Here is a 12,448-nt window from a genome sequence, read left to right as displayed (position 1 = left end):
AATCTGCGTTCACGGATGTAAACAAACGCCCTTCCGCGAAATATGAGGGGATTGTTCGTGTCAACTGAGAACCGAATAGTGCGAATTCGCATCGAAGCAGACACCAGCGATGTTCGATAGGTGATCCTGCCCGTGGCCCCTAACGCCAGCAATCCGCAACAAATTCCTGCCTCAGAAACCCCGTCCTCAAGTGCAGGTGAACTTTCCCGTACCAAATCAGTGGCGACCAGGCTCACGGAAGCAGAGCTTGCGGAGATTGAAGCGGCAGCTTTTCAAGCGGGAAAGAAGGTGGCCGAATGGCTCCGGGATACCGCTCTTTCCGCCGTCCGTACTCCGGAAGAAATGCCGACTGACGTGGTTCTTCTCGCCGAGATCATCGGGATACGTAACCTCATGGTCAACCTGTTCGCCCAAGCATCCAATGGGCCTTTGACCAAAGAAGACATCGAGAAGATGCGGCTGTATGCGGACTCGATTAAGGATCAAAAGGCCATCGAAAACCTTGCACAAAGACGGCTGAAGAGCACCAGCAAATAGGGGGCATGTGCGCCATGCGAAGGGCTGGATTCCGACGGGGTTTTCCATGGAATACAACGCTTCTTGTGTGTGCGGTTCCGTTCTTCCTTCTGGCGATCTTTGTGGCGTGGTTTCGGTGGGAGTTGCCACCACTTCAGGGCTACTACTTGATGGAGTATTGGGAATCCTCTAAGGGGGCTTCTAGCGCCGGGAACGTGATCGAAATACAGTGGCTTTACAAAGCCGCTTCCGGGCGGAAAAGCGTTCCTGCAATCTCGGAGGATGTGGCGTTCAATGGGTTTGGTTTGTCGCCCGTTCAGTTGTCCTTTTCCGCCCGTCAGGATGGCTGGACGCAACTCGTAAAGTTGCCTGCTCAAAGATGGGCTTCACCTGAACTGGAAACATTCTTTCAGCGAGACTTCTACGATGGACGAACCTTCTCGCAAGTGATCGCTCAGCCGATGCTTTTGGCCAGCATTGTTCCATTCCTCTTTCTCGTTGGCGTGATCTATTTGAGGCGCGACATCAAGGATGAATGGAAGCGGTTCTATGCGGGGCCGTTCGGAGACGATTTGATCGTCAATCTTCCTGCACTCAAACAGCGTTTAGCGGCCTTCTTCATCTGGTGGAAAGAAGGAAGGAGTGCGCAGTTAGATGTAGCACCGTTCAACCCTGAGAGTATTGCCAAACAGACACCGACAAAGAGAGCGGATGAGACTCGTTCGAAGCCCATTGAAAGACATCCTTTTAAGGCTGCGAATCAAGCGATTGAGGAAGCCTCTTCACGGAAACCAATGCCTCGCTCAATCTTCCCTGGAGCGCGAGCTTTCGAGCGGAGCGGGAAAACCCATCGTGTATGGGATGAATCGCAGTGGATTGAGTAGCTATAAACGCACTTCCGAGCGACTGCTCACAGGCCGCAATGCTCTCCACTAAACAGATGGAATAAGCACGAAGAATTGCTTGCGTAGAGATGATGATTCAAGGTCAAATTCGATCACTTATCGCCCCTCCGTTCATTCTCTAATTGGCTATCTAATTCAATGCGAATAGCGCATTCGACCAATATCCATAGGGGTAAACGCATGATCGTGCATAAAAATAAATCTTAGAATTGCGCCCCTTATTTCCACGTTAGGGGTTACGCTATGCAGCAAGCAGTTGCGAGACTTTGCAGTTCATGTGTTGAGGCTTCTACGCATGTTGACTCTCTCCAAAGCGCTATCGGCCAATCAAGCCCGCACATACCATGCGCGAGAGTTTACGTCTGAGAAGCAGAACTACTGGAGCCGTGATCGGCAGGGGCACAGCGAGTGGCAAGGACAGCTTGCTCGTGAATGGGGTTTGCAAAGCTCCGTCGCAGATGGACAGTTCGCTCTGCTGAGTGAAGGCCAACATCCAGTGAGTGCAGCGCAGCTTGTGAAGCACCAGCCTGCAAGAACGTATGAGAACGAGTATGGCAAGCAGATCACAAGCGCAGAACATCGTGCAGGGTGGGACGCTACGTTTTCCGCTCCCAAGTCTGTATCGATCACCGCGCTAGTTGGTGGGGATGAGCGTGTGCGTGATGCCCATCGTGAAAGCGTTCGCGTTGCACTGCATGAACTGGAGCGGTATACCCAAGCTCGTATCGGCAATATTCACGCACCGGAAACGACGGGCAAATTTGTTGCAGCCACTTTTGAACATGACACCGCGAGACCGGTTGATGGATACGCTGCTCCTCAGCTTCACACGCACGCAGTGATCTTCAACATCACAGAGCGCGACAACGGACAGACGCGAGCCTTACAAGAACGAAGCCTCTTCCAGTCGCAGCACTATGCGACGAGCGTGTATCGTTCCGAGCTTGCCATTAGGTTGCAGGTGCTTGGTTATGAGATTGAGCGTGGCGTACACGGACAGCCGGAGATCAAGGGGTATTCGCAAGAGTATCTGGAAGCATCAAGCCCACGGCGTGCTCAGATCAAAGAACATCTCCACGAGATTGGCCGCGACGGTGCAGGAGCAGCGCAGGTTGCGGCTCATCGAACGCGAGATGGAAAAGACCTGCTTTCGCGTGACGAGGTCTTAGAACGACATCGTGATCTCGCGGCTAAATTTGGCAACCAACCGGGGCAGGTAGTGGCAAAGGCGCAAGGACGGGAACAGGGAATCGAGGAGCGACCAGAGAAGACGGCCCAGCAGTCGATCACCTATTCGCGCAATCATGTCTTCGAGCGTTCAGCCGTGCAGGATGAGCGGAGCATCCTGCAAGCGGCAATGGATCGCAGCATGGGCCGTGCTACTTACAGCCAGGTACGCCAAGAGTTCGACCAGAGAGTACGGCATGGAGAGTTTCGTAAGGTCGAGCGTTCTGATGGAAGAGCTGCACCACAGTACACCACCTCTGAGATGGTTCGACTGGAAAGGGAAATGCTTGGCTTTGTGCAGAAGAACAATGAAGGTCGCTCCGAAAGCACGATGCTCGTCTCTCCGATTCTGCGAATCCAGACTGAAGATCGTCATCCAGAGTTGAGCAAGTCTCAGCTTGCCGCAGTGGATGACATCTTCGTTACGCGCGAGAAGATCATCGGCCTTGATGGGGTGGCGGGAGCGGGCAAGACCACGACGCTTGCTGTCGTTCGTGAAGGGGCCGAGTCCGAAGGCTATCGAGTGACCGGCTTTGCCCCGACCAGTCGTGCAGCGCAGAAGTTGGCTGAAGCTGGAATGACAACATCGACGCTTCAGCATCATCTTGCCAGAGGTGAAAGGCCTGATGCGGGCGAGAAGCGTCTATTCGTGCTGGACGAATCCTCGCTCGCATCCACTCGGCAAATGCACGAGTTTCTTTCTAGTCTTCATCGCAATGACCGAGTGTTGTTAGTGGGCGACGTGCGCCAGCATGAGGGCGTAGAGGCGGGGCGTCCGTTCGACCAGCTTCAGGAAGCCGGGATGCACACGGTCAAGCTGGATGAGATTCTTCGCCAACGCGATCCGGAATTGAAAGAGGTCGTCGAACTGCTGGCGCGCGGCCAGGTTGCAGCGGCTATCGAAAACCTCGACATCCAAGGCCGCGTGCATGAAGTGATTGGGCGCGAAGCTCGCATCTCTGCAATCGCGAGAGAGTATGCCGCTTCGCCGGAAAACACACTCGTTGTGTCACCCGACAACCGCTCCCGTGCCGAGATCAACACTGCGATTCATCGTGAGCTACAGGAGAAGGGCAAGGTCAGCAAGCGAGAGCATACGATCCAGACGCTTGTGCCTAGACAGGAGTTGACTGGAGCAGATCGTAGCTGGGCGCAGAGGTATCAGCCCAATGATGTGCTGCACTATTCACGGACATCGAAGGAAACCGGCATCGCCAAAGGTGAGTACGCGCGAGTGGTAGCCGTGGATGGACAGAACAATCTGCTCACGGTGATGCGTGGCAACGGTGAGCAGGCTACATACGATCCGCGTCGTCAGATGGGCGTTTCTGTCTACAGAGCCGAAGAGAAAACATTCTCTATCGGAGATCGTGTTCAGTTCACGGCACCCAATCAAGACTTGAAGGTTGCGAATCGAGAGCTCGCAAACATTGAACAGATTGGCACGGATGGCGCAATGCGTCTGAAGCTGGAGAGTGGCCGCAGTGTTGAGGTGGTGACGAACCGCTTTCCGCATATCGATCACGGCTATGCGGTCACGAGCCATTCAAGCCAGGGGCTGACGGCTGAGCGTGTGTTGATTCATGCAGACACAGAGCTTGGAGCCAACGACCTGCTGAATCACCGCATGGCCTACGTCTCTGTATCACGCGGACAATGGGACGCGCAGATATTCACCAACGACCGCGAGAAGCTGGTGCAGGCGTTGAGCCACGATGTTTCGCATAAGAGCGCACTCCAGCCAGAGTTGGCTATGCCTGGAGCACCACAGAAGATCGGGCCAGCTTCAGAGCATGTGGTCGAGCGGAGTATGGGATACGGATTGGGTTTATAGGTAACGAAATCTTGGGAGGATCGCACGATGCAGCCAGTAAACGTGACACAGAGGAAGCCACCAGCGCGAGCCATGATTCCCGCCGAAGAGAAGCTGCTCGTCAGTCGTGGCGAGGCCGCTCAGCTACTTTCGATCAGCCAGCGTGGGCTTGACTACCTGATTGCCAACCACAAACTGCCCACAAGACGAATCGGAGGAAGGGTACTGGTTCCAGTAGCAGACCTCCGGCGCTACGCGCGCGGCGATCATCCGGAGCGCATAGTTGCCTAATCGTTATCGCCAGCAAGGCGTTGCATGCCCCGACATACTCGCGGCAAAGGCGTCCGTAAAGGCGCTTCGCCCGCTGCGCGGCGCGCTTCGCACGGCCTTGACTGCCACCCTTGCCGCGAAGATTGCCCGGTATGAGGAGCATGTCTGCTCCTCTGTGCTCAAAGCACCAGATGCCATCAGAGCGAAAACGCGCTAGGCTTTACGGCTACGGGACAACGCCGCATTCATCTCGCTCGAAACGTGTGCCTTGCTGAGATGTGTATACCGGGCGCTCATGGCAATCGTCTTGTGCCCTAGCACTTCCTGAATCACTCTTTGATTCGCATTATTCGCTGCGAGGCGGGAGCCAGCCGTGTGGCGGCTCAGTTGATGCCATCCCAAATCAGTGATGCCAGCTTCTCTCTTTGCCTTCTCAAACCATTCACGGTTCTCTCGAATGGTGAACACCCTACCATCGAGCTTCATCGTCTTGGTCTCTTTGTGACCGCGTAGTTCCTGCATCCGGGCTTGAATGTCTTGCTGATCCTTCAGCGCTTCGAATACGTCATCTGTCATCGGAACCGTATGAGGTACGCCGGTCTTCGTGTCAGGCAGAGTAATGAGGCGCAGCTTGAAGTTCACATCCGGCCATGTGAGCGCGTACTGATTGCCTTTGCGCATGCCGGTTTGTGAGCCAACAGTGATTTCGTTCGGATGCTCGCGCAGCTCCAGGCGGGTCATCTCGTAGTCTTCGGGCGTCTCTGCAATCCAGCGTTCCAGAACGGCCCGGAGTCGATCCTCTTCGGCATCGCTCATCCATCGGGGAATCCCGAGTGTGACGGCAAAGTGTGCAACATCACGACAGGGGTTCGACTCGACGAACTTCCGTTCCTTCGCGTAGGTATAGATCGCCGATAGCGTGGACTTGTAGCGATTCAACGTCGCAGCAGCACGACCGAGCGAGATGAGCCAATCCTTGATTTCATATGGCTCCAGAGACACGGCAGGACGATGACCGAAAGCATCCTTGATAGCCCCAACACGCTGCGGCGGATTCACCTGGTCTTTCGGACGTTCCGGGTTGTTCGGGTTCTGGATATGGGCAAGGTACTGATCGCAGAGTTCACCGAGCAGCAAGGTGTCAGCTCGATACTTCTGCAACTCTTTCTTCTCAGCTACCGTGAGGATCGGCTCCAGCGCACTGGAAGGCAGGGAAGCGACACCCTCTTTATGGCGTAGCCCTTTGGCTGTCTCTAACCAATCGAGGGCTGCTTGCCGATCCGTGAAGTTCTTCCGGACACGGCTCCCGTCAGCCTTGTATTGGGCCTCCCAGGTGCCTCTATCTGGTCGGAACTTGATGCCTCGAATTTCCTTCGGTCGTCTCGCCATCTGAAGCCCCCAAAAACATCATAAAATTCTTGGTGGCACTTTGGTGGCACTTTTGTACCGGTAATTCTGCGTTTCCCTGCAAGGCATTGCAAAAGATAAATCGCTGCAAGTATATATAAAAGAAAGGGTTATGTAGCTCGGTGCAGCGCGGTGCAACTCGCTGCAAACCCTGAAAATTGCCCTCTCAAGGCGAAGAGTCCGGGTTCGAGCCCCGGTATCGCTACCAAAAACCCTCTTAAGATGAACGGTTTGTCGGCCTCCGGCAAGATGCTTTCAACACCCCATTTGGGGGATGTGACACCCCTAAAAACATTTTTCTGGAACAGGCAATTTTCCCATCTGGAATCGCGCTATGCTCGGCGAAATGGCTGGCCCGACGAGATTGGGTTGGTCTCTTTAGCTCCAGCAAGGCGGACGAGCCGTCGTCCGATCTCTCCATGCGAGTGATGGCTTGGCAGCGGACGAGGTAATGACTGTGAGCAGCCGCAATGGTGAGGGGAGCCGCGCTGTCCGTACCCGTACGGAGCTAGCCTTCGAAGTCCATACATCAGAGCTAGTTCGGTAGGGTAATCTTCTGAGAAAGGGTGCAGTATGGTTTTGTTCTGCGTCTCCTGATGACTGGAGTCGTCAGGAGGGAACGCGGCAAGATCTCTTTGATCCTCTCCATGACATTGCCTGCAGATACCCCTGCAGCTCGACATAGTGTCTCGCAACTTTTACCAAATCGGCAATGGGTGGATTAAACGTTCTTGTCGCGTCTCAAGCTGTCAGCCAAGAGAATTGCTTCAGCGATTTCGCGCATGGACTTTCTTCGCTGCCGGCTTTCTCGCTGCATGTTTCGGTATGCGTCGTCCTCGAAGAGATTCAGATCACGCTGCAAGATGCCTTTGGCGCGATCGACTAGCTTCCGAGTTTCGAGCCTGTTTGTGAGGACAGAGTTCTCCGTTTCGAGACGAGCGCGTTCAATTTCTGCTCCTACGAGAATGCCAACTGTGGAGAGCATTCTCTGCTCCAACTCGCTATGTTGATAGGGCTGCCTGTGCTGCACATTCAGAACTCCGACGACGCGATTTGCGCAGCTTACCGGTGCGCACAGCATCGCTTCGAAGCGGTCCTCCGGCAGACTGACGAACGCACTGAAGCGAGGGTCTTCACTTGCTCGTTCCGGAATAGCAACGGTTTCACGATGCTCTGCAACCCAACCGGTAACGCCTTCGCCGATGGAGAGATTGAGATGGTCGAGTTCTTCCGTATGGGGATTCCGTGAGGCGCGTAAGACAAGTTTGTCATCTTCCAGTGTGTACAGAAAGCATGAATCACATGGAATGACGATGGACACGAGCGTCACGATACGCGACAGTGTGACGTGAAGTGGGTCCGTAGATGCGATATGACTGCTAATTTCCTGCAGCACGTCAAACGGAGCCAAGCCGTCTCGGAATCCAGACATCGCAGAAGTAGAAGGTGCGACCTGTTGCACGCTCCCTCGGTAGGGTGGACGCGGTCTCACGTTGGGTGCGGCGATAGACGACGTTTGCACTGATCTCTTCTCGGCCAGAAGCTTCTTGGCGTATTGTGCAGCTTCATTCACCATGAAGCCCATGCGAGGACGCGAAGGCTCGAAGTCTGGCTGAACGCCGTAATGCTTCAACTCCTCAGTGGTAGTGGGTCCAATCGAAACGACCATGGCTTGCTGCAAGGCGATACTCAGCATCTCGCGTAAACCCAATTCATCAGCGATTTGGAACAGATGAATCACCTGTACTGCGGTCATGAACAAGACAACGTCAATTTCACCGTCGCAAAGGCGGCGTACTGCATCGCGCAATGGTTCGAGATCAAGTGGCAGGCCCCATTGATATACGGGAACCTTTGTAACCTCTGCGCAACGACCAACCAGCTCCGCGATGAATTCCGGATTGGTTGCGCCGTATTCCTGTACCGCAACGCGAAACCCGCCGAGCTGCTGCCCATACTGCGAATCGAGCAGTGCAAGCACTTCATGCCATGTGCTGGGTTCCTCAGTCGACGCGGACACGGGCACCTGAAGCTCCCGTAAAACGGCAACAGGCTTCACTCCACGCGTGACCACTTCACGTTTTCGGAATTGCTCCAGGATTGCGCCCTGTGAATACCTGGTCTCTAAAGTCTGGAGGAGTTTGGTGACCCCGATCCCTGTCAGAAAGATTAGGAGATCGAAGTCGCCGTTGAGTAGACGTTCCCCGAATGCGAAGCAATCGGTATTCGATTCGAGGGGAATCTCTCGCATCGCGGACACTACGATGGGGTCGCCGTTATACGTGCGGATCAGCTTTTCGACTTCGCGGGCGCGACGGGTCTCAAGCGATAGCACTCGCAGACCATCGAAGCTGGCATGACGCATGCATTACTCCCAAAGAGAATGGGCAGCGGTTAAAACAGAAAACTGCCGAAGTTTCTTGAGTGTAACGTGTTCGAACTGCATTCTGTGCCGGCCCAGAACATGATCCTTGGCGATGGTTAGGAATCTTTCCCATTGCGGTTCGGAACGTGTCATGTCATACTTCGCGTATTGAAGTACGTCCTGCCATGACTGCCGGACAGCTTCCTTCCTTCTTTTGACTGGCCCCAAGGTGCGCCGGTTCCAGCGTTACGAAACAAGCTCCACGATGAGCCCAGATGTCACTCGATTCGCGATTGAGTGTGCGTCCGCGTGTTCTCGAAGCTTGTGCCGCTGACCCACTCCGAATCTTTGACTCTGGGCTCGCCTACTTGATGCAGTGCGAGGAAGAGTTGCCATGGCAGAGGTTCAAGCACCTGAAATCATTGCCTCCGGAGAGTTCTTGTCGGAGCAAAAGGCCTATCTGCAGGGCTTTTTCGCTGCGGTCGCTCAAAACTATCCCTATGTGGGACAGGTCGGTTCGGGACAATTCAGTGCCGATCCGAATCTTGGTGGACCGAATCTGGCGGATGCTCCAACGTTCTTCAACACACCCGTAGAAGACTTATGCGCGGAAGAACGCTGGAAGTATGAATCCAATCCTTTGGATCTGTGGGATGAATTGCTCGAGCATGCGGCGGAAGACAAAGTTCCCAATGCTGAGTTGCGCTATCGCTTCAAGTTCCATGGATTGTTTCATGTAGCTCCAGCGCAGGATAGTTTCATGATGCGTCTCCGCGCACCGGGCGGAATTGTAAGCACCGATCAGTTAAGAGGGCTGGCGGATATCGCAGAGCAATTTGGTTGCGGCCGTCTCGACATCACGACACGTGCCGGAATCCAGATTCGAGAATTTGCCCCGCGATCTATCGTTGATGTTTTGAATGCAGTGCGAGCCCTTGGTATGACATCACAGGGAGCAGGTGCGGACAACATCCGGAACATCACGGCATCTCCACTTGCGGGGATTGATGCTGCAGAACTAATCGACGTGAGGCCGTATGCGAACGCGCTCCAGTCCTACATCCTCAACTCTCGCGATATGTTCGGGCTGCCGCGCAAATTCAATATCGCATTTGATGGTGGCGGCACGATTAGCACACTCGCAGATACAAACGACATCGGCTTTCTTGCTGTTCGTATCGCGGAAGGAAAGTCTGTCCCCTCTGGTGTTTACTTTCGCGTGTTGCTATGCGGGATCACGGGGCACCGGCAGTTCGCATCCGACTGTGGTTTGCTGTTGCGGCCGGACCAATTGGTTGCTGTTGCAGCCGCCATGGTGCGTGTCTTTGCAGAACATGGTGATCGAACCGACCGTAAAAAGGCTCGTTTAAAGTACCTGATCGACAAGTGGGGGACAGGTCGTTTTCTTGAAGAGACAGAGAGGAAACTGACATTTCCAATCGTACGGATCTCGGCACAAGAGTCTGAGGCGCGGAATGCGATTGACCGTACAGCCCATCTTGGCATCCATGCACAACCGCAAGTGGGATTGCACTACATCGGAGTGGTTGTTCCTGTGGGTTGGCTTCCCGTTGGTCAAGCGCGCGCACTTGCCGATGTCGCCGATCGGTATGGATCGGGAGAAATTCGCCTGACCGTCTGGCAAAACCTGCTGCTGCCGAACATCACAACGCAGAACTTAGATGCGGCTCGTGAAGCTCTTCGAAATGCCGGACTCGAAGTTGAAGGAGGTCGTGTGTTGAGCGGTACGGTGGCATGCACAGGAAGTCGTGGATGTCGTTTCGCAGCGACTGACACCAAAGGACATGCTCTTGAACTTGCAACTTCACTTGATGCAACGTTTCCGGTTCTTCAGCCGATCAACCTCCACGTCACCGGTTGCTCTCACTCCTGTGCACAACACTACATTGGCGATATCGGTTTGATGGGAGTGAAGATCGGTGGCGAGCCCGGCTATCAGGTGAGCGTGGGCGGTGGTGCTGACAACGATCAAGCGCTGGCTCGAGAGCTATTTCCCGGGTTGCCTTATAAAGAAGTCCAATCCGCGCTGCACAACATCATGAAGCAGTACATGGAACAAGCCGTCCAGGGAGAGTCGTTCTTGGAGTTCTGCGGTCGGCACACTATCAGGGAGTTGCGTGGCTTTTGCAAGGTCGAACGCTTCAGTGAGGTGGGCGCATGAAAGTCGTGACACCATTCATTCCTGAAGATGCACCCTTCAGCGCGGAACAGCGAGCGTGGCTCAACAAGTTACTGGCTGACTTGTTCCCTAAGCCCCTCTCCACGGAGCCGCCGGTGAGCTTTCGTGTGAGTGTCTATTTCGCGTCGCAGAGCGGTACGGCGGAGCGGCTTGCCAAGAAAATGTCCAAGCTTCTTAAGGAAGCCGGACATGCACCGAAGGTGCAATCAGTGGAAAGCTTATCGTTGTCGGCGCTGGCACAAGAGACGTACGCATTGTTCTTTGCCAGCACCTACGGCGACGGAGAGCCTCCTGAGAATGCATGCGTTTTTCGAGATGCTCTCTTCTCAGACAATGCTCCCCGTTTGCAAGCACTTCGTTACGCAGTCTTCTGTCTTGGCGATCGTGCGTATGAGCACTTCTGCCAGTTTGGAATCGAACTAGACGATCGATTGAACTCTCTCGGAGCCTCTCGCATCACGGCACGCGTCGAGAGTGACTTGGATGTCGATACGGCATTCAGTGCATGGAGTTCGCAGTTTCTCAAGGCATTCTGTGACTTCGGGCCGAAGTCGAGCGAGGCGGCACAGGTCACCACCTCTCCTGCTGCCGCGAATCTCACGCATACACGTGAAAATCCATATCATGCACCGCTGGTTGATAAGCGTCTGTTGACCCATCCCTCATCGAGCAAACAAACCGTGCATGTGGGATTTGATTTGACGGACGCGGAGCTGCAGTACGAAGCCGGGGATGCATGTGGTGTGTTGGCTGAGAACGATCCCGCGCTTGTGGATGAGATTCTCGAGCTACTCAGTTTTTCACCGAGTGATACGGCCATTCTTCCTAAGTCGGGACCACTCACAGTAGAACAGCTCCTTCGGCATCATCTTCAAATCACGAAGTTGACGCGCAAAGTAGTCCAACGGTTTGCAGAGAAGGCCGAATGTCAGACGCTTTCCACGCTTCTCATTGCAGAGACGGGGGAACTGGAGACATACCTTTATGGGCGTGGGTTGATTGATCTTCTGCATGCTTATCCAGGAGTGCTTTCGAACGCGGCCGAACTGGTCGAACTTTTGCCACGGCTTACGCCTCGACTGTATTCCATCTCGTCTAGTCCCACTGCGCATGGGCGGGAGCTGCACTGCACAATTGGGGTCGTGAACTACACCGCGCACGGCCGTGACCGGGGTGGTGTGGCGTCCACGATGCTGGGACAGAGAATGGAGATCGGCGCCCGAGTGCCGATTTATCTGCATCCCAACAAGCGCTTTCGTCTACCGAAGAATTCCGAGGCCCCAATCATCATGATTGGTCCCGGAACGGGTGTTGCACCCTTCCGTGCATTTCTTCATGAGCGTCGCGCACTTGGGCATACCGGGAAGAATTGGTTGTTTTTCGGAGAGCGCAGCGCAGAGACGGACTTTCTGTATTGCTGCGAGATGAAGTCCTTCGTTGACGACGGCCATCTGACTCGTTTCGATACTGCGTTCTCTCGTGACCAGGCGCACAAAGTGTATGTGCAGGATCGAATGCTTGAATCCGGCGCCGAGCTATTTCGATGGCTGAATGATGGTGCGTCCTTGTACGTCTGTGGCGATGCGAGTCGTATGGCGAAGGATGTGGATGTCGCACTGCATCGGATTGTGTCGATGCACGGCAACCTAACAAATGAGGCAGCACAGGAATATGTTTCCGCGCTGCATGACGAAAACCGCTATCACCGGGACGTGTACTAACACCTATGCCTCTTCCTCTTCAAG

General features: G+C 54.5%; 8 protein-coding genes and 1 tRNA gene. 7 read left to right on the top strand and 2 right to left on the bottom strand.

The features are described 5' to 3' along the window. Nucleotides 1–132: 132 nt before the first annotated feature. The 4 genes from BLT38_RS08825 (at nucleotide 133) to BLT38_RS08810 (ending at nucleotide 4,752) form a co-directional block, all read left to right on the top strand. Entirely contained in the window at nucleotides 133–537 is a 405-nt protein-coding gene (locus BLT38_RS08825) for a plasmid mobilization protein (RefSeq protein WP_172838201.1), read from the top strand. Between the two features lie 101 nt (nucleotides 538–638). Beyond that, nucleotides 639–1,400 (top strand): hypothetical protein, encoded by a 762-nt coding sequence (locus BLT38_RS08820; protein ID WP_172838200.1) that lies wholly within the window; start codon nucleotides 639–641, stop codon nucleotides 1,398–1,400. A 316-nt stretch (nucleotides 1,401–1,716) separates the two neighbouring features. Continuing rightward, entirely contained in the window at nucleotides 1,717–4,482 is a 2,766-nt protein-coding gene (gene mobF / locus BLT38_RS08815; RefSeq protein WP_083344835.1) for a MobF family relaxase, read from the top strand. A 27-nt stretch (nucleotides 4,483–4,509) separates the two neighbouring features. Further along, on the top strand, nucleotides 4,510–4,752 hold the full coding sequence (locus BLT38_RS08810; protein WP_083344834.1) for a helix-turn-helix domain-containing protein: 243 nt from the start codon (nucleotides 4,510–4,512) through the stop codon (nucleotides 4,750–4,752). Nucleotides 4,753–4,944: 192 nt separating this feature from the next. Here BLT38_RS08810 and BLT38_RS08800 read toward each other — a convergent pair whose 3' ends face one another. Beyond that, on the bottom strand, nucleotides 4,945–6,120 hold the full coding sequence (locus BLT38_RS08800; RefSeq protein ID WP_083344832.1) for a tyrosine-type recombinase/integrase: 1,176 nt from the start codon (nucleotides 6,118–6,120) through the stop codon (nucleotides 4,945–4,947). A gap of 124 nt (nucleotides 6,121–6,244) precedes the next feature. On the opposite strand from BLT38_RS08800, the gene BLT38_RS20490 reads away from it, so the two are divergent. After that, a tRNA-Ser gene (locus BLT38_RS20490) sits at nucleotides 6,245–6,346 on the top strand. 513 nt (nucleotides 6,347–6,859) lie between these two features. On the opposite strand, the gene BLT38_RS08795 is transcribed toward BLT38_RS20490, so the two are convergent. Next, the gene (locus tag BLT38_RS08795) at nucleotides 6,860–8,503 is read right to left on the bottom strand and encodes a uroporphyrinogen-III synthase (RefSeq protein ID WP_083344831.1); all 1,644 of its coding nucleotides are present in this window, start codon (nucleotides 8,501–8,503) and stop codon (nucleotides 6,860–6,862) included. Nucleotides 8,504–8,897: 394 nt separating this feature from the next. Here BLT38_RS08795 and BLT38_RS08790 point away from each other — a divergent pair, with 394 nt between their 5' ends. Next, nucleotides 8,898–10,685, top strand: a complete 1,788-nt coding sequence (locus BLT38_RS08790) for a NirA family protein (RefSeq protein WP_083344830.1) — start codon at nucleotides 8,898–8,900, stop codon at nucleotides 10,683–10,685. Continuing rightward, nucleotides 10,682–12,424 (top strand): diflavin oxidoreductase, encoded by a 1,743-nt coding sequence (locus BLT38_RS08785; protein WP_083344829.1) that lies wholly within the window; start codon nucleotides 10,682–10,684, stop codon nucleotides 12,422–12,424. The genes BLT38_RS08790 and BLT38_RS08785 overlap by 4 nt, the downstream gene beginning before the upstream one ends. Nucleotides 12,425–12,448 lie beyond the last annotated feature (24 nt).

Source organism: Terriglobus roseus, assembly GCF_900102185.1.
Taxonomy (GTDB): Bacteria; Acidobacteriota; Terriglobia; order Terriglobales; family Acidobacteriaceae; genus Terriglobus; species Terriglobus roseus_A.
The sequence above is the reverse complement of the archived record's forward strand: the minus strand, read 5'-3'. Positions and strand labels throughout refer to the sequence as shown.

Excerpts from the sequence above, each read along its gene's own strand:
- mobF (WP_083344835.1), top strand. The coding sequence starts at position 1,717 with ATGTTGACTCTCTCCAAAGCGCTATCGGCCAATCAAGCCCGCACATAC.
- BLT38_RS08810 (WP_083344834.1), top strand. The coding sequence starts at position 4,510 with ATGCAGCCAGTAAACGTGACACAGAGGAAGCCACCAGCGCGAGCCATG.
- BLT38_RS08800 (WP_083344832.1), bottom strand. The coding sequence starts at position 6,120 with ATGGCGAGACGACCGAAGGAAATTCGAGGCATCAAGTTCCGACCAGAT.
- BLT38_RS08795 (WP_083344831.1), bottom strand. The coding sequence starts at position 8,503 with ATGCGTCATGCCAGCTTCGATGGTCTGCGAGTGCTATCGCTTGAGACC.
- BLT38_RS08790 (WP_083344830.1), top strand. The coding sequence starts at position 8,898 with ATGGCAGAGGTTCAAGCACCTGAAATCATTGCCTCCGGAGAGTTCTTG.
- BLT38_RS08785 (WP_083344829.1), top strand. The coding sequence starts at position 10,682 with ATGAAAGTCGTGACACCATTCATTCCTGAAGATGCACCCTTCAGCGCG.